The organism is Saliterribacillus persicus, assembly GCF_003337485.1.
Lineage (GTDB): Bacteria > Bacillota > Bacilli > Bacillales > Amphibacillaceae > Saliterribacillus > Saliterribacillus persicus.
Genome location: NZ_QPJJ01000012.1, coordinates 60,011 through 80,916, shown reverse-complemented (window position 1 = coordinate 80,916; position 20,906 = coordinate 60,011). Strand labels below are relative to the sequence as shown.

Genomic DNA, 20,906 nt, shown 5'->3' with positions numbered 1-20,906 from the left:
ATTTTTAATTTTCGGAAAAATATAATAATTTTTATACTAAAAATTACTTTTTTGATAAAAAAAGGTATCTAAGACTTTGAAACCATATTTTTCAGGATTAAATATTTGCTCTGTACTACCAACAAAAAATACTCCATCAGAGACAAGAGCCTGATTAAAATTATGATATATTTTACTTTTTGCATCTTCAGTAAAATAAATTAAGACATTTCTACATACAATTAAATCGAAATCTTTTGGGTATGTATCTGCTAGTAGGTTGTGCTTTTTGAATTTAATACATTCTTTTAATTTTTCATCAACTTTAAATGAAGTTCCTTCTTGTGTGAAATATTTCTTTTTAATGTCAGCCGGAACTTCTTGAAGAGCACGTTCATTATATAAACCTTGTTTAGCTCTAGCAAGTACATTTGAATCGATATCTGTTGCTATAATTTCGATTTGATTGAGATCAAAAAATTGATTAGCAACCATAGCGAGAGTGTATGGCTCTTCACCAGTCGAACAAGCAGCACTCCAAATTTTTATCTTTTTTTTGTTTGCAATTAAATTTGGTATAATTTTTTCTTGAAGTATCTTCCATCTTGATCCATTGCGATAAAATTCCGAAACATTTATCGTTACTTTATCTAAAAACTCTCTTAGTAGCTCTTGATCTTTAATTAATGCATTATAATATAATGCAAAACTTGCGTACTCTCTTTTATTTCGAAGTGAAGTTAACCTTCTTTTCATCTGCACTTCTTTATAAAGAGATAAATCAATTCCAGTTTTTGAATATATTTTTTTTACAAATTGCTGATAATCTTCTACTTCATTACTCACTAATTTTTCTCCCCCAATTAATGAATCCAATTGTCTATCGCTTTATCATAATCTTGAATTTCTTTTTCATCAAAGAATAATGATATCTCACGTTGTGCATTTTCTTTTGAATCTGAGCCATGTATGAGATTTCGATTCATAACAACAGCATAGTCACCACGAATAGTTCCTATCTCAGCATCATGAGGATTTGTTTTCCCCATCATTTGTCTTGAAGAAGCAATAACATCTTCTCCTTCTAAAACCATAGCTAATACTGGTCCTGATGTAATAAAGCTTACCAAATCATTAAAGAAAGGTTTTCCAACATGTTCGTTGTAATGTTTATTTGCTAATTCTTCTGATATTGTCATGAACTTTGCTGCAACAATTTTAAATCCTTTTTTTTCAAATCTGGTAATAATTTCACCGATTATTCCTCTTTGAACTCCATCTGGCTTTACCATTAAAAATGTTTTCTCCATCATAGTCACCTCTAATAAATTATATTTGTCTCGCACCAATGTAATTAGCAATGTCTAACAAGGTGTCTTTTGCTTTACATTCAGGTACATAGGCTAATGAATCATAAGCTTTTTGTAAATATTGATTACTTAATTCCCTAGATCGTTCAATTGCGTTTGATTCTTTAATTCGATTCAATAATTCAGAAAAACTAATTTCATCATTATTATTTTTATGGAAGTAGTGAATTAAATCTTGCTTTAATTCACTATTTTCTATCGCGTAAAAAACTGGTAATGTAATATTCCCTTGCAGAAGGTCACTTCCAGCAGGCTTTCCGAGCTGCGCCTCTGTTGCAGTAAAATCTAGAATATCATCAATAATTTGATAAGACATTCCTATAAAATATCCATAGCGAAAAAGTGCTTTTTCTATTTGAGGGGAACATCGACCAGCAATGGCGCCTAATTGACAGCTGGATGAAATTAATAATGCCGTCTTCCTTTTTATTCTTCGTAGGTATGTACGTAGATTTTGATCAAAATTATGTTTGTCTTTTATTTGTTCAATTTCACCTAGGGTTAATTCGATCATAGTATGTGAAAGAACTTCATGTGCCTTTTTATCTTCAACAGTAGTAAATCTTTCTAAAGCGCGAGCAAAGATAAAATCTCCAGAAAACATTGCTATTCGGTTATCCCATTTAGCTTTTACTGTTGGTTTTCCTCTTCTCAAATTAGAATTATCAATGACATCATCATGTACCAATGAAGCCATATGAATTAGCTCTAATGTACTTGCTACATTTGTTACTCTTTCATTACTTGCATTTCCGAATTTAGAAGCAAGTAATGCAAAAACTGGTCGCAAACGTTTGCCTCCTGCCTTTAATAATTGTAGGGAGGCTTCATGTAATATTTTGTGCTCTGCTATTACAGTACTTTCTAGAGCTGATTCAATTGTATTTAAATCTTTTTTTAAGTAAGCATACGAGCGAACTAGTTTCATTTCTTTCACCTTTGCTTTTTAATTTTCTTTATTTTTTATTCCCATATGCATAGCCGCAACTCCCCCAGTATAACTTTTCACTTTCACATGATTGAATCCTGCTTCTTTAAAAAGTTTACGCAATGCTTCTTTTCCAGGGAAATCCTTAGCTGATTCATGAAGCCATGCATATTCCTGATAGCTTTTAGCGAATAGCTTGCCTATCAAAGGCATAATAAAACGGAAGTAAAAATAATACATTTGTCTAAAAACAGGTAATGTAGGTTGTGAAGTCTCCAAACAAACAACTTTCCCACCAGGTTTCACCACACGGTGCATTTCTTTTAACACTGTTAAATAATCAGGTACGTTCCTTAGTCCAAAGCCAATCGTAACGTAATCAAATGAATTATCCTCAAATGGTAACTGCATCGCATTGCCATGAATAAATGTCAAATGCTGATTCGTGCTTTTTTTATGTCTATCTTTTGCAACTGCGAGCATGTTTTGGCTAAAATCAAGGCCAATTACTTCTCCACCTTCACCAACAGCCTGAGCTAATGCAAACGACCAGTCTCCTGTACCGCAGCACACGTCTAATGCTTTGGAATTTTCTGCAACCTCCATTTTTTTCATTACATCTTTTCTCCACTTTTTATGTTTTTGAAAAGAGATAATGGAATTCATACTATCGTATTTTTCACTTATAGATTCAAAAACATGATGAACTTTTGCCTCTTTTGTGTTCTTATCCATATGTTACCCTTCTTTCACAGGATCAAGCGATTCTATCATCATTTCCTCAGTATCTAAGGAAAAGTCATCATATGCATTTGAGAGTTGATGGTCGCTTTTTTCAAGTTTCTTTTTATAATGAGTCATTGCATCGATAAGTTTACTAGAAAGGACCTTATTCGTAAATTTCTTCGCGAAATTTTTTTGTAAAAGTTCTATGAAGACTGACGTTTCACCTTTATCTAATAACTTTTGTTCTCTGCGTAGTAAATGGTAGGTTAGCCAATTTTGAATAAACGTAGCATCCAGTGCGGTGTTTACTTTTTTTAGTACAGCTAAAATTAATTTTGAATCCACATTTGCAAATTCATCTATAAATTGCAAAATACTTGAATGCTTTTTATAGTAGACTGTCATTTTCGTATCGGTGGTATCTTTTATTGCATTTGCTAATATCCGTATAAACTCTATTTCATTATTTTTAGAAAGGAGTTGATAATATAGACCAGAATAGTAATCACCAGCAAGTACACGTAATTGTCTTTTTTTTGTGGTTTCCATCGTTTCATTTTCGGCGTTATTTAAATCAATAAAGTCATGCGTATGTAATGCTAATTGAACAAATAATGTAGCTTTAATATATGTAGTCTTTGTTGGTTCACTTATGGTATCAGTTAATATGATGTTTAAGGCCTTTACTTTTTGAGGTTCTATAACAGGATGGGTAATATATTTATCAAGATACGGATGACGGATGTCTGTTTTCACTTGAGAAATATACTGTTGAATAATATTAGTAGCACTCATTACAATCACCATATCCTTTCTTTACACCATCACTATATTAACATAGTATACCACAAGATATCTCACGAAAAGTCTTTGATAATCATTATTATCATATATTTTTATTGTACTGCAATAGATTTATCGTATAAAAAAGGGGTGCACAATGTGCACCCCTTTTAGCCCTTATGTACAAAAATTATTTTACGATATCCTTAAGGGCTTTACCTGGTTTAAAAGCAGGAACTTTACTTGCTGGAATTTCAATTTCTTCTCCAGTTTGTGGGTTACGACCTTTACGAGCAGCACGCTCACGTACCTCAAAGTTACCAAAGCCGATTAATTGAACTTTGTTACCATCTTTAAGTGAATCCATGATAGATTCAAAAACTGCGTCTACAGCTTTTGTTGCATCTTTCTTAGATAGTTCACTTTTTTCAGCAACACTATTAATTAAATCTGTCTTGTTCATGCTATTCACCTCCTCCCAATAAGATCATTTGCAATTACGAACATAAATGGTTTTAAACCATTTGTTCACATAAATCTTATTTTTTATACCTAAATGTCACCAAATGTTTGATGACAAGGCTTATAATAACTGAGTTTTCGTCTAATTTCAACAATTATCCTCTTATTTTATTAAAAAAGTTTAACTAACAATTGGTAAATCTTGAATTTATAAGCATACTATCATAAGAATAAATGAAGTGCAAGGGTTTACAACCTTGATATATCAAGGTTGTTAGACGGAAAATATTTGATTTGTATAGCTTATCGCAAAAATAAAAAAAGCGCAACAGTTAGCTACGCTTCTAGTAATTTAAAGGTCAGAGAATAATGGTAATCAATCCTCCGGAGCCCTCATTTATTATTTTTTCTAATGTATCTTTTAATTTATATCTAGCATTTTCTGGCATTAGTGATAATTTCCCTTGAATTCCTTCGCGCACGATCGAACTTAATGATCTTCCAAATATATCAGACTTCCAAATCGATAATGGATCCTCTTCAAAATCTTGCATTAAGTAACGTACTAACTCTTCGCTTTGTTTTTCTGTACCAATAATTGGAGAGAATTCTGATTCCACTTCTACTCTTATCATGTGTACAGAAGGAGCGACGGCTTTTAATTTAACTCCAAATCGCGAACCTTGTCTTATAATTTGTGGCTCCTCTAATCTTAAATCTTCAAGACGCGGAGAAGCTATCCCATAGCCTGTTTGTTTCACCATATTTAAAGCTTCACTATATTGATCATATTCTTTTTTCGCGATGGAGAAGCTCTGCATTATTTCTAATAAATGATCTTTTCCTCTTATTTCTTCTCCAACAATTTCTTTTAGTACATGATCATATAATTCATTAGGTGCCTCGAGATCAATAGATACAATGCCTTCTCCGGTTTTTAATCCAGATAATTTTGCTTGCTCAATATAATCATACTCGTTGAAGTTTGTAATAACGGCATCGACATCTCGTAGTCTTTTAATATCTTTCATTGTTTGTTCAATAGCATGTTGGAATTCTTCTCTTAACCAATGTTCCTTATCTAAAACCATTACCCAGCTTGGAAGGTTAACATTAACCTCTACAACAGGAAATTCATAAAGAACTTCTCTTAATACATTGTGAACATCAATTTCAGACATGCTTTCTACACTCATTGCTAATACCGGGATATCATAAGCTTCATTTAATTCTTGTCTTAGCAACTCTGTATCTGGATGATATGGCTGAACGGTATTTAGTACCATGATAAAGGGTTTACCTACTTCTTTTAACTCTTCTATTACTCTTTTTTCAGCATCTACATAATCTTCTCTTGGTATTTCTCCGATACTGCCATCAGTAGTGACAACAATGCCCATTGTTGAGTGCTCTTGAATTACTTTTCTTGTACCGATCTCTGCAGCATCATGGAATGGGATTGGGTCTTCATACCATGGTGTATGAATCATTCTCGGCCCATTTTCATCTTCAAAACCTTGCGCGCTACTTACCGTATACCCTACACAATCTACTAAACGGACATTGACTTCTAATCCATCCTCTACTTGTAGTGCAACAGCATGATTCGGTACAAATTTTGGCTCTGTTGTCATAATGGTTTTCCCTGCAGCACTTTGAGGAAGTTCATCCTGTGCCCTTGTTCGATCAACTTCTTCTTTAATATTTGGTAAAACAATTCTTTCCATGAACTTCTTTATAAAAGTTGATTTACCGGTTCTGACTGCACCAACTACTCCTAAATAAATATCACCGTTTGTCCTTTTAGAAATATCCTTAAAGATATCTACCTTTTCCAAAAATAATCCCCTCCCGATCATACCCATAAATAAACACCATTTACTTTTCCATTTCATTCTATGATGTTGTCCTATTGGATTATGCTAATAAAGATAAAAATTTTTAAAATAATAAATACTTCACCATAAAACAAGATTTTCAAGTAAGACAATAAATACTTACTAATGGATGTATATTCTTATAAAACAAGAAAAGAAGTCCATTGTTGAAATTAATGGACTTCTTTTTGTATATGCTTATTGAAATTCTGAGCTAAAAACGGGTTCCCCATCCTCTACAGTATAAGTAACTGTGTATGCTGGTACAAATGGATAATTATCAGTTAATATTGGTAATATATTATCTCCTTCTTGATAATTATGGTCAAAAGACTGAAGTGCTTCGTAAAGGTCCAATCGATAATCAATAACTAGATTCCCTTCTACGTCAACCAGAATAGGCAAATTATTAGTAGAATATGGACTTTTCACATAAACTTCGTGATCTAAATTTATTTTAGAGTAGTCTAGGGTATATAATTTACTAGTAACTTTTTCACCAAAAGGGGGATACGTATTTTCTTCACGATATATGTTAACACGATGTTGAGTGCTTCTTAATTCTTCGGTGACTCTAAGATCCAATACTCTGACTGTTGGATCTTCTTCTGGAGTAATCAAAACATATTGATAAACGCCGCCATTTTCAAAGGCAGACGAGGGTGTATTTTGAATATAATTTTCTTGTTTTAATTTACTAAAATCAATGATATATTTTTGGTATATTGGTGTATCATTATCTTTAGTAACGATAGGAACAAGTCCACTTTTATCTTCTACGTATTGATCTATTGCTTGCTGCACCATTTCAAGTTCAACGTCATTTGATGTCTGATTTTCTACTCTATTTTGGTTAGGATACATACATCCAGTTAGAAAAACTAACATGATACTAAAAATAAGTATTTTCATCTTCATTAATTTTGTTTTCCCCCTTACATTACTCTGGCGTTGGTCCACTTAGGACTACGTATGTAATTATTAAACCACCTACAAGCAAAAATAGATAAGCAAGAAATGCTACTATTTTAGAGATGAATCCATTTAATTTATATCGACTTAACATAATTAAACCCACAGCTAAGAAAAGTGCTATTATTCCCGCAAAAGATATATACATTTTAAGTAAAGCTGGTGACATGATATGACACCCTTTCTATTGATTTAAATAGTGCTACAGTATTATATCATACGAAATAAACCTTGCCCATTTATTTTAACTAAGGTCATAGGAAGGTGTAGCAAATATCTTTTTAGGCATTTTTCTTTAAACATGAAAATAATAAAGAGGTAGAAGGGGCATTCTACCTCATTTTGACTAAATAGTACCCGTCGGGGCCCTAAATGGATTCATTGTGCGATTTAGTGTATGCAAAAGCAAGTAGTTTTGGCTAATCATATGCCTAAAATACGGTTAGCCTTTCATTAATTTTTGCAAAGTTTGTAAATCAGTTGGCATTTTGTTATTTACGATTGTTTCTACAATTTTATCTTCTTTTGCTTGTGAAACTGGTTTCCCCGCTAGATTTGCCAAATTACGGACTAAATTTCGAACGACACGTTCATCCTTGAAATTTGCATGTTGCAAAGACTGTGCAATTTTAACAATTTCCGCAGAAGAAACGTTAGAGTTCTTTTCAATTTGATCAAAAAGCTTGTTTTTAGAATCTACCAATGTTCAACCTCCTTGCCATATGAATTCCTTTCATATTATGCAAAGAGGCATAAAACGGTTAACCTTTATAGATATCTTCCATAATGGAAGACAAATCTTCCATTTCATGTCTTCGAACACGGCTCATTAGTTGGTCAACAACTTCTTTGGGATCTTTATTTTCGAATAAAACATCATATAATCCAGCGGTAATAGGCATTTCGACCTTTTGTAAAATAGCTAATTGAAAAGCTGCTTTTGTTGTTCTTACGCCCTCAACAACCATTCCCATGCTTTCTAATACATCATCTAATTTAGCACCTTGACCGAGCATGTGACCAGCTTTCCAATTTCTACTATGAACACTTGTACACGTTACAATTAAATCACCTACACCTGTAAGTCCAATAAATGTAAGAGGATTTGCTCCCATGCGAGCACCTAATCTAGTTATTTCTGCAAGGCCACGTGTTATTAAAGCAGCCTTTGCATTATCACCATAACCTAAGCCATCAGAAATACCCGCTCCAAGCGCAATAATGTTCTTTAAGGCTCCACCTAACTCGACACCAATAAGATCAGGACTAGTGTAAACTCTAAAATTTTTATTGATAAATAAATCTTGTGCATGCTCTGCATGTTCGATTACATTAGAGGATACAGTCACAGTTGTAGGATGTCTTTTACTTACTTCTTCAGCATGACTAGGTCCTGACAGTGCTACAATTCCATTTGAAATATGTTTATCTAAGGTTTTTTCCATAATTACTGATACACGATAAAAGGTATCGGGTTCAATTCCTTTTGCTCCATGAATGAAAATAACCGGTTTACTTACTACCTTATTTAATTTTTCGCAAATTTCCCGAGTTGCTTTTGAAGGTACAACTAATACAATTGCCGTAACATCTTCAACCGCCTTTTTCATATCATCATAGGCTATTAAATCCTTAGGCAAGGTAACTTCGGGTAAATATCTTCGATTTTGATTCGTAGCATTAATATCAGCTGCTTGCTCTTTGTTATGTGTCCATAGTCGTACTTCATGTCCATTATCTGCTAAAACCATAGCAAGCGCTGTTCCCCAGCTTCCCGCTCCTAATACTGCAATTTTTGTCATTATCTCTACTCCTTTAATTTCGTTTTCTAGGAAATATTTTTATTGGAGTCCCTTCAAAACCAAATGCTTCTCTAATTTTATTTTCTAAGAAACGAACATAAGAAAAATGCATAAGTTCTGGGTCATTAACAAAAACAACAAAAGTTGGTGGTTTTACAGAAACTTGTGTAGCATATAATACTTTCAGCTTTTTACCATGCTTACTTGGTGCAGGATTAACAGCTAGTGCATCCATAATAACGTCATTTAAAATATTAGTTTCAATTCGTTTGACATGATTTTCACTCGCCGTAATAACCTGTGGAATTAAGGTATGAATTCTTTTTCTTGTTTGTGCTGAAAGAAAAACAATGGGAGCGTAATCTAAAAATAAGAAATGTGCTCGAATTTGTTCTTCGAATTCTTTAATAGCTTTATCATGCTGGTTAATGGTATCCCATTTGTTTACAACGATAATAACTGCTTTTCCAGCCTCATGAGCATAACCAGCAATTTTTTTATCTTGTTCTATAATACCTTCTTCTGCATCGATTAAAGTAAGCACGACGTCTGATCGCTCTATCGCTTTTAAAGCACGTAAAATACTATATTTTTCTGTTTTCTCATAAATCTTACCCCGTTTACGCATACCAGCAGTATCAATAATAACAAAATCTTGATCACCGCTTTTAAAAGGCGTATCAATTGCGTCACGAGTAGTTCCTGCAATATTACTCACGATAACACGTTCTTCATTAAGAAGCGCATTAACTAAGGAGGATTTTCCAACATTAGGTCTGCCTATTAAACTAAAATAGATAGTATCTTCATCTTTATCCTCTTGTTCACGATTAGGAAAGTGTTTGACCACATCATCTAGAAGATCTCCTAAACCTAAACTATGAGTACCTGAAATAGGGAAGGGTTCTCCAAATCCAAGTGAATAAAATTCATATATTTGTTCTTTCATGTTCGGATTATCAATCTTATTAACTGCTAAAACAATTGGTTTATTTGATTTATATAGTAACTTTGCAACTTCCTCATCAGCAGCTGTGATCCCTTCTCTTCCGTTAACCATAAAGATTATAACGTCCGATTCATGAATAGCAACTTCTGCCTGTTCACGCATTTGGACTAACAAAGGCTCATCGCCAAGCTCAATTCCTCCAGTATCAATAATATTAAATGGAGTATTTAGCCACTCAGCCTCTGCATAAATTCGATCTCTTGTAACTCCTGGAATATCTTCCACAATAGAAATTCTTTCTCCAACTAACCGATTAAAAATTGTTGATTTTCCAACGTTAGGCCTTCCAACTATAGCAACTATTGATTTTCTCATGAAGGCACTTCCTTTCTTTTTACCAATGGTACGATCATCATAAAATAAAAGTGATTGGTTTTTTATTTAAGTCTCCTTAACTTTCTTATTTTAGCAAAACTAATCCACGGATACAATATTGATTGTTTTAATGTTTCACAATTATATACATTTCTTTACTTAAGCCATGAGCAATTCCATCTAGAATTGCTTCTAGATTAGCCGCTGTTCTTTCCATTTCTTCCGTGTTTTCACATATAAAGGTTGGGGCTCCGCCAATAGTTTTATTCGAATTAGTAGTAATGATTGCTAAAATCATTTTTGAGATTTCCATAACTCAAAACTCCTTAAGTTATTCGTTTTTATTTTTATTTTTTGATTCTGAAGGCATTCTAATGGCATTTTCTAATACGGGAACTGATCCAATCACTTCGATAGCTCGATTAACATCTTGGTTTTGTGGGAGTAAAAAAACACCAATCCGGCCATCATTTAAATCTCTTTTGATTAAGGGAACTAAAGCAGGTGTGCCTGAATCACGAAATACACCTAAAGAAACAGAAGTATCATGTAATATAGCCTGACGCTGGCCAAGGTTTGCGATAGTAGACCTTACATCAAAATTAATAGGAGTTAATACAAATCCCATTCCGTATTCCATTATTTCTTTTTGCCTTTCTGGTAAACCGATATTCATTATGTAAATATTATCTACATAAAGCCCAGCCTTTTCAAAATGGATCTGACTATATTCTATTGTTACTAATTCCTTTAAAGTTGATCCACTCATTAGCCGATTAATGATTATAAAGCATCCTAAAGTTATAAAGACAGCAAAATAAATATTTAACACTAAGTAAGCAAAAGTAGCTAAGAAAGATGTGAAAATCACTAAATAATTCCTGCTTTCAAATGCGATAGCTATCCCTTCAATGTATGTATTACCTCTTGGGACTAATTCGTAGCGATCTAGTTCAGTTAATGTATTTCTTTCCATATTCCGAACCTCTCTAAATTGTGATGCAGCAATCGTTAGAAAGGTAACTGCGGTAAATTCTTTTTCCATAATCGCAGGAACTGCAACTGCTCCTAAACTTGCAGCTATAAAGCCAAGAGCTACATGAATGATTTTTCCATGGAGGTATGTGGGATATTGCCTGTAATCGGTTCTTAGCATTATTATTCTCGCAATAGTTCCAACTACTACGCCAAATAAAATTGGAAAAGAATATTCATTCATTACCTCACCCCTTTTAAGTATTTAATAATCTGGTTGTAAGAACAGAAATTTGATTGGATATATATTTCCAACTATGTAAGATGAAGAAATAGCCTATTGTAAGAAAAACATAGTTTAGAAAAGAAGTATCAGCCATCTTTCCACTAATTTGATACGAAATTAATATAAAATGGAAAAATAGTTCACTAATGGAAGCTACAAATAAAAATAAATAGACTCTTTCTTGAAGACTTTTAACGATTAAACAAATAAAAACACAATAACAGAAGGAGAGACTGAATGCTGGAATTAACCATATCCAAATAGGACTTATTAAAAGCCAGATTTGTATGGCAGTTAATCCTATAACACAAAATAAAATATAAAAAAATTGAGTGTATCTTATAGGTTGACTAGCTAAATAAATCATACTTATAAGAATCATATAAAAAAGTGTTGCATTAACTTGTATCCCATAAAATGAGAAATCAAAACTTATTAAATTTAGTATCCATAATAAATGCCAAGAAAAAAATTGATATTCTCTCTTTTTAGGCAGTAAAAAAGATAGCACAATCCATAGGATCCAAGCTATCCATATATGGCCCATTTCTGCGATCATAGTCATCACCCATTATCTAGTATGGCAATTTTTCGGTTAATTAAACGTAGATGTTTTTATGGAAAAATTATATATTGTGGAAAATAGCAAAATACATTTATTTTAAAGATTCGGTTCTTTTTATATTTACTAAATTTATTTGTGCAGCATCTTAATCGTAATTCGTATATATATTTTTAACGTAAAAAAAGAAGCATAACATTAAGTTATGCTTCTAAAAGGTTTATTTATATTTATCTAATTTGTTCCCAATCATGTCTCCGAGTTGAAAGCCAGAATGATCTTCATCTGCTTCGTATTGTTTCATTTCAGCTTTGTTTTTTTCCGCTTCAATCTCTCGAATGCTAAGTGAAATTCGCTGCTCTTTTTCACTGACATCAAGAACTTTCACTGTTACTTTTTGACCGACTTCTAGCACTTCTTGAGGTGTTCCGATATGTTCAGTAGAAATCTGTGAAATATGCACAAGCCCTTCTACTCCAGGTAATACTTCCACAAATGCTCCGAAATTAACCAATCTTTTTACTGTTCCTTCTACAACGTCACCTTGATTAATTTTATCTAGAATACCATCCCAAGGACCAGGTTGAGTTTGTTTATAAGAAAGTGAAACTCTCTCATTTTCTACATCTATTCCTAAAACTTTTACCGGAATTTCATCACCTTCTGCTACAACGTCAGATGCTTTCTCCACATGTGTATGGGATAGCTGAGAGATATGGACAAGCCCATCAACTCCTCCAATATCCACAAATGCGCCAAAGTCTGTTATACGTTGTACTTTACCATGTATTAATTCGCCAACCTCTAAAGTTTCGAATAAAGATTGCTTTTTCGAAGATTGTTCTTCTTCTATGACTGCTTTATGAGATAATATTACTCTATTTTGTTCCTGATCTAACTCCACTATTTTCAGAGTTAATTTTGAACCTTTGTACTCAGAAAAATCCTCAACATAATGTGCTTCCACAAGAGATGCTGGAATAAAGCCGCGTAATCCTAAATCGACAACTAATCCACCTTTAACTACATCTTTCACTTCAGCCTCAAATGTTTCTTGATCTTCATATTTTTGTTTTAAATCATCCCATGCTTTATCAGCTTCTATTGCCTTTTTTGATAGAATAATTTCTTCATCTTCAATTTTTTTTACTTTTAATTCTACTTCGTCACCTTCATTTAATACATCGGTAACGAGTTCGATGCGAAGCGCGGATAATTCACTAATTGGAACAATACCCTCAACCTTGTACCCAATATCTACTAACGCTTGCTTTTCTTCCACTTTTACTACTTTCCCGGTAACTATATCACCAACAGAAAGCTCCTTAAATTCTGAAATTTCATTGTTCATTTCATCCATGACAAAGACCTCCTTCAGATTCCAACACAAAAAAATATAAAATTATGTGCTTTTTTCTAACTTCTAACATTTGAGACAATTTGTCAAGTTATAAACTTTATATGAGCGCATTTTCTTTAATTTTTTTAATCTCTTCCATTATTACATCTGTTACCTCTTGAGGTGACTTTTTTTCTCTTCTTAAATTATCCATTGGTATGGCTTTACCATAAACTACTCTAAGTTTAGTTTTTCTCGTGTAATCACCTACAATAGCGCAAGGAATGACTACGGCATCCGATCTCAAAGCAAAAAAGCCAGCACCAGCAAGACCTCTTCCTATTTCTCCAGTTTTACTTCTAGTTCCTTCAGGAAAAAGTCCAAGGGCGTGACCATCATTGAGAACTTTTAAACCCTTTCTTAATGCATTGCGATCACGCATTCCTCTTTTAATTGGAAAAGCTTGAATACTGTTTAGTAAAATTTTAAGAAATTTCTTCTCGAACAATTCTTCTTTGGCCATAAAATAAATATTTCTAGGGTTGGTAATACCAACAATTGGTGGATCTAAATTAGATATATGATTGGAACAGATAATTACAGGACCTTTACTTGGTATATTATCCGCTCCTTCTACTTTAACGCGATATAAAGGCTTGAAAATTACAGCAACAACAAATCTTGCAAATTTATATATATTCATGTTACTTTCATGCCTCCTTATACGCTTGAACTAAATTTAAAATTTGTTTCGTGACATCATTAATCGTCATCGAAGTAGTATCAATTTCAATCGCATCTTCCGCTTTTTTTAAAGGAGATGTTTGTCTCTCACTATCCATTTTGTCTCGAAGAGCGATATCTCGCTTTATAGCCTCTAAGTCGGATGGAAAGCCTTTCTCCTTATTTTCTTTATGTCTTCTTTGTGCTCTTTCTTCAACAGAAGCGATTAAAAAGACTTTTACTTCTGCATCAGGAATAACATGTGTACCTATATCACGTCCGTCCATCACAACTCCGCGCATTAGAGCAAGTTTTTGCTGGCGCTTTACCATTTCTATTCGAACTGATGGAAAGGAGGCAATCTCAGAAACAGCATTAGTAACCTCTTCCTTTCGAATTTCTTCGGTTATATTTTCGTTATTCACTGTTACAACTTGTTGGTTATTTTCATTATGTAGCATTATTTCTGTATTTAGTAATACTTGTAAAACTTCTTCTTCTTTAGAAGTAGATACACCTTGCTTTATTACTTCATATGTTAGGGAACGATACATCGCTCCAGTATCTATATAAATGTAATGCAAGTCATCAGCAACATTTTTTGCCACAGTACTCTTTCCAGCTGCAGCCGGACCATCAATGGCAATAGCAATATCTTTTTCTATCATTATTAATCTTCCCTTCTTTCGATTTAAACCACGTGGAAATAATAACATATGGTTATCATAATAGATACTGTACCACAATTATTATCGAATGCCTTTTCGTCTCTCTTTTAATTGCAATAAATAGCAGTATCTAACAATTAGTTGTCTATCTCGATCTTGAATATCTAGAAATTTGACCGAAAGTGTATTTTTAACAGAGTTTTCCTTCAAATGAACTCTGACTACTTCGCCTTTGATTTTTAAATAGTGAAAAGTATTATCCATCGGTAAAACTACCATTAACTGCAATGGTTCTTTCTGGTCACTTTCAAATTTTTTATCCACTAATACAGATAAGCCACCACCACTTATATCTTGGGTAAGACTAGTAAAAGGTAAAAATGCTTGATTTTCAGAGTGAATCGCTATATCTAGAGATGCCGGAACTCGAACATATGCCCTTCTTTGTATCCTTGTTAATTCTTTATCCTTAAAATCAAGAATGAGCATCGGAACTTTGTTATGTTTTTTACCCATAATCTCGGTCATAAATGTGTATACAGATTCATCTTTGCCAATCAAGCTTATGAAGAAAGGTGTTCCTTTTGGAAAGATATTTGTTCTATCTGTTTTTATATTTATGGGATAATCAATATAAAGCTTATCTTCTTCAATCTCAATTATTCTACTTCGGTAGTGTTCTTTTTCCCCTGTTTCTTCATGTTGACGCTCCAACTGAATAGATGTGCCTATTTTAATCAATGTTTTATTCTCTCCCATTCTCATTTCAGCTAGCCATATTTATATTATCGCAAAAAAAAAGGATGAGGAAAAGTCCTAATACTATTTCCTCATCTTTTTTATTAATATTTCGTCTCGGATTGTTTTAATTTTACCACATTTTCTTCTTGTCCATTCTCGGCATTAATAAAAATTTTGTAGGTATCATCCCCTAGCGTACCAATAAATCCGTAAACAAATACTTCTTCTCCTAATTGATTATCAATAATCGCTAGATGATTTGTTTTAATATCTAAATTCTTATTTACTTTCTTCTGAGCTTCCTCTAATGAAATTGCCGGCTTTATTTCTTTTCTACTTTTTTTATTTTGATAATAATCCTTTGCGGATACACCAATAATTTCTCCGTTATCTAATGCTACTTTAACCTGTATGGCCTCAGGATAGATATATTTATCGTCTTCTTGTGTTACAAAATGAAAGACTCCAATGCGATCATATTGGTTACTTTCCATTACACTCATATTCGGGAATTTTTTATTTTCGAGGTATTTTGATGCTTTATTCATTGCCTCGTTGAGTCCAATTTTAGGTTCTTTAATTTCGCGATTGATCATTAAAGTAAGTAAATGGCCTCCATTTGCAGAAATATCAAGATAACCTTCTTTTTCTTCATCGTGATAAGAAGCACTGTAGAACGGGAACTGAGCGCCTTTTCCAGATGTTACTAAAGTTATTTCATCCGAATCATTTATATCAAAATGATTTCTTGAAATAGCTTCTGCCTCTTCTTTTTTAATTATAGGTTCATTGTGAAAGCTATATCTATCTTCATTATTACTAATTGAAGTTAAACTATTATGTGGACTACCTTCTGAGAAGCTTTCTACTGTTTTTTCTACAGTTTTAAATCCATCTATAATCGTATTATCCATTTGCTCATCTTCATTTGCAATGGCAAGCTGAACATCCATCCATCTCAAGTTATCCTTTAATACAAGGTGTTGTACCTTTCTCAGTTCACTTTCAATTTCACCAGCAGATTGATAAAGCTTTTCTAATTTCTTTGTTTCTTTTTCTGATAGCGGTTCACTATCTAAGTCTCTAATTGCAGTTTGATAACTAAAATCACCCATATCGGCTAAAAACTCTTCTGTTTTATTAAATGGTAACAAAGCGAGAGGTAATTGCCCAACTTCATTCATTGCTTCAGAAGTTAATCTCCAAATTTCAGCTAATTGTGGTGAGAGTTGTTGTTGTGAATTCATCGCAAGGGTTGCTCCGATTTTATCGTGTAATAAATCAACATGATAGGTTAAACCATGAAATGAACGCTGATAATTATTTTCTGCTTGGATAAGTATTGCATTTTTTTCTTGATGTTCTTCATAGCCCCAAAAAGCAACGGCTAATATTCCAACTGATAATAAGATGATTGAAATCCACCTAAACATGTGCCTACCTCCTTTTACATGCAAAAAACATGTTTACCAATTTGTTTGATTTGTGGCCTTGACCATATCCATCCTGATGTTGCTGTATTGGGATTAAAATAGTAAATTGCTTCTCCGGTCGGATCCCAACCATTAACTGCATCGAGAACGGCTCTTTTGGCTGATTCATCGGGTGTTAACCATATTTGACCATCTGCCACTGCTGTAAAGGCACGTGGCTCAAAGATTACCCCAGATACTGTGTTTGGAAAAGTTGCACTCTCAACTCTATTTAAAATGACAGCGGCAACTGCCACTTTCCCTTCATAAGATTCCCCACGTGCTTCACCGTGAACTGCATTTGCCATTAACGTTAAATCGTTCTGAGAAAATCCCTCTGGCATGTTTACTGCTGTTTGGTTTGGATCTTGATTCTTTTTATCTTCCGTATTTTGTTCTTCTGATTGTTTCTTTTCAGGTGCTGTTTGTTGATTGTTTGTTTCATTGTTTTGTGTATCTTTATCTTGAGTTGGAGGAGGACTCTCTTTCTTTTGTTGATTTAAATCTTTTCCACCATAATGCGTGAATTTATTACCTTTTTCGATCTGTTCATGTACAAATCCTTTATCATAATTACTGGCAGCTACGAGCTTTTGTTTTGTTGTTTGCCCACCTAAACCATCAATCTCTAAACCAAATTCATACTGAAAATTTCTGAGGGCCCAATATGTTCCCCATCCAAATACCCCATCAATTTTTCCATTGTAAAACCCTAGATATTGTAGCCGAGCCTGAAGTTCAATAACATCCTCTCCTGTAGCCCCTTGTTGGATTACTTGATCACTAAAACCATAATACTTTGGCGTTATATCTGGCGTTAAGCTTATGATCATTAATAAGCAAATCATTAGTAAGATTTTATTTCTCATTTAATCCCTCCTAATTACAAATATTGATATTAATTATATTTTGTAATTAGATGATAATTTTATACATGATTTTAATCAGGCAAAGATGATTAAGATGTTGAAAATCATAAAAAAATAAAAATTCATACTCTTATTTTAAGGACTTCAATTTTATCTTTAAACGTTAACACCCCAATAATTTGTTGAGGATTTTAAGCATAAAAAAACCACTAGAATGTCTAGTGGCTTTTATAGCTTTGCTTCTATTTGTTTATGGTATAGTTGATTCGCATTTTTAGTCTTTATTAATCCATATCCCCATAAACCTATCATAAACGGTACTAGGGCGTATGCATAACCCTTTGGTATAGCTTCGAGAATAAAATCATACGTACCATGTAATACTATGGGAAGAAATAAAGCAACAACTAAAAAATATAACCTTTTCTTTTTATTAAACTTAGACTTTCCTAAATAATAGCCCATGATCACACCAAACAATGCATGTGATGAAACTGGAAAAATAGCTCGTGTGAAGGCGACTTCAATCCCGTGTGCAATTAGATACAAAATATTTTCTACAGAGGCAAAACCTAAACTAATTGCTACGGCATAGACAATTCCATCGTATACTGTATCAAATTTAGTGTAGGTATAAACACCAAACATAAAAATAAACCATTTAAAAAACTCTTCTAAGAACCCATACAATAAATACGACTTTATAAAAGGTGTTTCAGCGAATCCTTCTTCTAAAAATGCAAACTGAATAAACATAATTGGAAATACTAATAAGGCCCCGTATAAGAAAGCTCTCAGTATTGCATGAAGTGGCTCTAATTCAAATTTATCTGTTAGATAAAAGAAAGATAATAACGCAATTGCTGGAGCTAAACCAGCGGAAAATAATGCAATCATGGGAACCCTCTCTTTTCATTTACATAATTTCATCGTATCATTAAATGGATAAAAATAGAATGAAAAGCAGGTGAATTTAATGGAAAAAATTTTGGTTATCCATACTGGTGGAACGATATCTATGCAAGAGGATATAGATAAAGGTATTACAACTTCCGAACACCATCCACTATTAGAAGCATCAAAAGAATATGATTTAGATGAAACTATTATGTTTAATTTACCATCGCCGCATATTACTACAAACCATATGCTTCAAATATCGAAACATATAAATAAGGTTTTAGATCAATCAAGTTACAAGGGCGTGGTTGTCACGCACGGTACAGATACATTGGAAGAAACGGCATATTTTCTTGACTTAACCGTTAAACATAATATACCTGTAGTAATTACAGGGGCAATGCGCTCAAGTAATGAGATTGGCTATGATGGGTTTCTTAATTATATTGCGGCACTTCGTGTGGCATCTTCTAAAGATGCACAAAATCGAGGTACGCTTATCGTAATGAATGATGAAATTCATACAGCTAAATTCGTTACAAAAACTTCTACAAGTAATGTTGCTACTTTTCAAAGTCCACCATTTGGACCAATTGGTATCATTACAAAAGAAGATATTTATTTCTATCAGTTTACTCCAAGACAATTCAGATTTGAGATAGAGAAATTAAAGAAAGAAGTTTTATTATTAAAAGCTTATACTGGAATGCAAGGCTTTTTATTAGATCAACTACCTATTGAGAAAATTGATGGAATTATTTTTGAAGCATTTGGACAAGGAAATATACCTCCCAATATGGTTCTTTCTTTAAACCGGTTCCTCAAACACAATATTCCTATCGTTTTTGTTTCGAGGTGTTTTAAGGGAGTGGTAGAGCCAAATTATGATTACACTGGTGGAGGTAAACAATTAAAGCGAGATGGAGTTATTTTTTCAAACCACTTAAATGGCCCCAAAGCACGTATAAAGCTATTATTAGCTTTAGAAAATGGGATGAATTTAAGCGAAATTAGCGAAACGTTTTCACATGAAATTTAGTAATCAATATTTTATCTTTCAACTAAAATAAAAAAAGAGCAAGTCAATTCATTAAATGTACTGAGCCCTAAAAATGAGTATTTACACTCACTTTTAGGGCTCGAATTAAATGACTTGCTCTTATGATGGTTTTATTGAATTAGCTATTAGACCACCATGAAATCTTCCATTTTCAATAAAAATTTCATTATTGTCATAACCAGCTGCAATAACACCCGCAATAAAAATGCCTTTTACGTTTGTTTCCATTGTATTCTCATTAAAGGTTGGTTTTCCTGACTCAGGATCAATAGTAACTCCTGCATTTTCAAGAAAACTCTGATCAGGTCGATAACCCGTCATAGCAAAAACAAAGTCATTATCAATCGAAATGAGTTCATTTTTTTTACGATAGACAACCTCTTTTTCTTTAATTTCTACCATTTCTGCATTAAATTCACATATCACCTTTTCATTTCTTACTAGTGATTCAAATTCAGGTAAAATCCACGGTTTAACACTTGGAGAATATCTACTTCCTCGATATAATACTGTTACATTAGCTCGAGCTTTATGCAATTCGATTGCTGCATCAACAGCAGAATTTTTACCTCCAATAATTACGACATCCTTTTTATAATATGGATGGGCTTCTTTAAAATAATGCGAAACTTTTTCTAGATCTTCACCCTTAATCCCCATTGTGTTAGGTTGTCCATAATAGCCAGTAGCAATCACAACATGTTTTGCTTGGTATGAATTCTTTGCACCGTCATTACATATCGATTCCAAATAAAATATATCGTTTTCTTTTCTTATTTTATTTACTTTTTCAAAACTGTTTATTCTTAAGTTCTTTCTTTCTGCTACAGCTCTGTAGTAAGCTAATGCTTGATTTCTTACAGGCTTTTGTTTTTCGGTAACAAAAGCAACATCCCCAATTTCTAAGCGATCGCTGGAACTAAAAAATGTTTGATGGGTCGGATAATGATAAATAGAATCCACAATATTTCCTTTTTCAATTATGAGTGGATTAAATCCAACCTTTTGAAGTTCAATAGCACAAGACATACCACAAGGTCCTGCACCAATAATTATAATATCTTCTTTCATGTGTCAATCTCCTTCAT

The 20,906-nt window shown here is 33.1% G+C and carries 24 protein-coding genes; 1 reads left to right on the top strand and 23 read right to left on the bottom strand.

Features of this window, described 5'->3' with window-relative positions; all coding sequences use genetic code 11:
* Positions 1-36: 36 nt before the first annotated feature.
* The 22 genes from DFR57_RS13805 to prsW all read right to left on the bottom strand — a co-directional run bounded on the left by DFR57_RS13805 (position 37) and on the right by prsW (position 18,755).
* Complete coding sequence (locus tag DFR57_RS13805) at positions 37-825, bottom strand: CheR family methyltransferase (protein ID WP_245937475.1); 789 nt, start codon at positions 823-825, stop codon at positions 37-39.
* Between the two features lie 17 nt (positions 826-842).
* Positions 843-1,289: a nucleoside-diphosphate kinase gene (gene ndk / locus DFR57_RS13800; RefSeq protein WP_114353798.1), complete on the bottom strand. Its 447-nt coding sequence runs from the start codon at positions 1,287-1,289 to the stop codon at positions 843-845.
* Positions 1,290-1,308: 19 nt separating this feature from the next.
* Positions 1,309-2,277, bottom strand: coding sequence for a heptaprenyl diphosphate synthase component II (hepT, locus tag DFR57_RS13795; RefSeq protein ID WP_114353797.1), 969 nt, complete (start codon positions 2,275-2,277; stop codon positions 1,309-1,311).
* A gap of 18 nt (positions 2,278-2,295) precedes the next feature.
* On the bottom strand, positions 2,296-3,012 hold the full coding sequence (locus tag DFR57_RS13790) for a demethylmenaquinone methyltransferase (protein WP_114353796.1): 717 nt from the start codon (positions 3,010-3,012) through the stop codon (positions 2,296-2,298).
* Between the two features lie 3 nt (positions 3,013-3,015).
* Positions 3,016-3,798, bottom strand: coding sequence for a heptaprenyl diphosphate synthase component 1 (locus DFR57_RS13785; RefSeq protein WP_170132988.1), 783 nt, complete (start codon positions 3,796-3,798; stop codon positions 3,016-3,018).
* Between the two features lie 178 nt (positions 3,799-3,976).
* The gene (locus tag DFR57_RS13780) at positions 3,977-4,249 is read right to left on the bottom strand and encodes an HU family DNA-binding protein (RefSeq protein WP_114353794.1); all 273 of its coding nucleotides are present in this window, start codon (positions 4,247-4,249) and stop codon (positions 3,977-3,979) included.
* Between the two features lie 358 nt (positions 4,250-4,607).
* Positions 4,608-6,086, bottom strand: coding sequence for a stage IV sporulation protein A (gene spoIVA, locus DFR57_RS13775; protein ID WP_114353793.1), 1,479 nt, complete (start codon positions 6,084-6,086; stop codon positions 4,608-4,610).
* 237 nt (positions 6,087-6,323) lie between these two features.
* Positions 6,324-7,043 carry a DUF3939 domain-containing protein gene (locus tag DFR57_RS13770; RefSeq protein WP_114353792.1) on the bottom strand — a complete coding sequence of 240 codons (720 nt, stop codon included), beginning with the start codon at positions 7,041-7,043 and terminating at the stop codon, positions 6,324-6,326.
* A 22-nt stretch (positions 7,044-7,065) separates the two neighbouring features.
* On the bottom strand, positions 7,066-7,266 hold the full coding sequence (locus DFR57_RS13765; protein ID WP_114353791.1) for a DUF2768 domain-containing protein: 201 nt from the start codon (positions 7,264-7,266) through the stop codon (positions 7,066-7,068).
* Positions 7,267-7,539: 273 nt separating this feature from the next.
* The gene (locus DFR57_RS13760; RefSeq protein ID WP_114353790.1) at positions 7,540-7,800 is read right to left on the bottom strand and encodes a stage VI sporulation protein F; all 261 of its coding nucleotides are present in this window, start codon (positions 7,798-7,800) and stop codon (positions 7,540-7,542) included.
* Positions 7,801-7,858: 58 nt separating this feature from the next.
* On the bottom strand, positions 7,859-8,899 hold the full coding sequence (locus tag DFR57_RS13755; protein WP_114353789.1) for an NAD(P)H-dependent glycerol-3-phosphate dehydrogenase: 1,041 nt from the start codon (positions 8,897-8,899) through the stop codon (positions 7,859-7,861).
* A gap of 13 nt (positions 8,900-8,912) precedes the next feature.
* Positions 8,913-10,223 carry a ribosome biogenesis GTPase Der gene (gene der / locus DFR57_RS13750; protein ID WP_114353788.1) on the bottom strand — a complete coding sequence of 437 codons (1,311 nt, stop codon included), beginning with the start codon at positions 10,221-10,223 and terminating at the stop codon, positions 8,913-8,915.
* 127 nt (positions 10,224-10,350) lie between these two features.
* Positions 10,351-10,536: a capping complex subunit for YIEGIA gene (locus DFR57_RS13745; protein WP_114353787.1), complete on the bottom strand. Its 186-nt coding sequence runs from the start codon at positions 10,534-10,536 to the stop codon at positions 10,351-10,353.
* 18 nt (positions 10,537-10,554) lie between these two features.
* Positions 10,555-11,442, bottom strand: coding sequence for a YIEGIA family protein (locus DFR57_RS13740; RefSeq protein WP_114353786.1), 888 nt, complete (start codon positions 11,440-11,442; stop codon positions 10,555-10,557).
* Between the two features lie 13 nt (positions 11,443-11,455).
* Positions 11,456-12,031: a YphA family membrane protein gene (locus DFR57_RS18670; protein ID WP_425450973.1), complete on the bottom strand. Its 576-nt coding sequence runs from the start codon at positions 12,029-12,031 to the stop codon at positions 11,456-11,458.
* Between the two features lie 235 nt (positions 12,032-12,266).
* Positions 12,267-13,406 carry a 30S ribosomal protein S1 gene (rpsA, locus tag DFR57_RS13730; RefSeq protein ID WP_114353784.1) on the bottom strand — a complete coding sequence of 380 codons (1,140 nt, stop codon included), beginning with the start codon at positions 13,404-13,406 and terminating at the stop codon, positions 12,267-12,269.
* Positions 13,407-13,503: 97 nt separating this feature from the next.
* Entirely contained in the window at positions 13,504-14,088 is a 585-nt protein-coding gene (locus DFR57_RS13725; RefSeq protein WP_114353783.1) for a lysophospholipid acyltransferase family protein, read from the bottom strand.
* A gap of 7 nt (positions 14,089-14,095) precedes the next feature.
* On the bottom strand, positions 14,096-14,773 hold the full coding sequence (cmk, locus tag DFR57_RS13720) for a (d)CMP kinase (RefSeq protein ID WP_114353862.1): 678 nt from the start codon (positions 14,771-14,773) through the stop codon (positions 14,096-14,098).
* A gap of 84 nt (positions 14,774-14,857) precedes the next feature.
* Positions 14,858-15,517 carry a flagellar brake protein gene (locus DFR57_RS13715; protein ID WP_170132987.1) on the bottom strand — a complete coding sequence of 220 codons (660 nt, stop codon included), beginning with the start codon at positions 15,515-15,517 and terminating at the stop codon, positions 14,858-14,860.
* A gap of 101 nt (positions 15,518-15,618) precedes the next feature.
* Positions 15,619-16,950 (bottom strand): germination protein YpeB, encoded by a 1,332-nt coding sequence (ypeB, locus tag DFR57_RS13710; protein WP_114353781.1) that lies wholly within the window; start codon positions 16,948-16,950, stop codon positions 15,619-15,621.
* Positions 16,951-16,964: 14 nt separating this feature from the next.
* Positions 16,965-17,837: a spore cortex-lytic enzyme gene (gene sleB / locus DFR57_RS13705; protein WP_245937481.1), complete on the bottom strand. Its 873-nt coding sequence runs from the start codon at positions 17,835-17,837 to the stop codon at positions 16,965-16,967.
* A gap of 249 nt (positions 17,838-18,086) precedes the next feature.
* A complete protein-coding gene (gene prsW, locus DFR57_RS13700) occupies positions 18,087-18,755 on the bottom strand; it encodes a glutamic-type intramembrane protease PrsW (protein WP_114353779.1) in 669 nt (222 codons plus the stop codon).
* Positions 18,756-18,834: 79 nt separating this feature from the next.
* Between prsW and DFR57_RS13695 the strand changes: the two genes are divergently transcribed.
* Positions 18,835-19,797: an asparaginase gene (locus tag DFR57_RS13695; RefSeq protein WP_114353778.1), complete on the top strand. Its 963-nt coding sequence runs from the start codon at positions 18,835-18,837 to the stop codon at positions 19,795-19,797.
* Between the two features lie 120 nt (positions 19,798-19,917).
* On the opposite strand, the gene DFR57_RS13690 is transcribed toward DFR57_RS13695, so the two are convergent.
* Positions 19,918-20,889 carry a YpdA family putative bacillithiol disulfide reductase gene (locus DFR57_RS13690; protein ID WP_114353777.1) on the bottom strand — a complete coding sequence of 324 codons (972 nt, stop codon included), beginning with the start codon at positions 20,887-20,889 and terminating at the stop codon, positions 19,918-19,920.
* Positions 20,890-20,906: the final 17 nt, after the last annotated feature.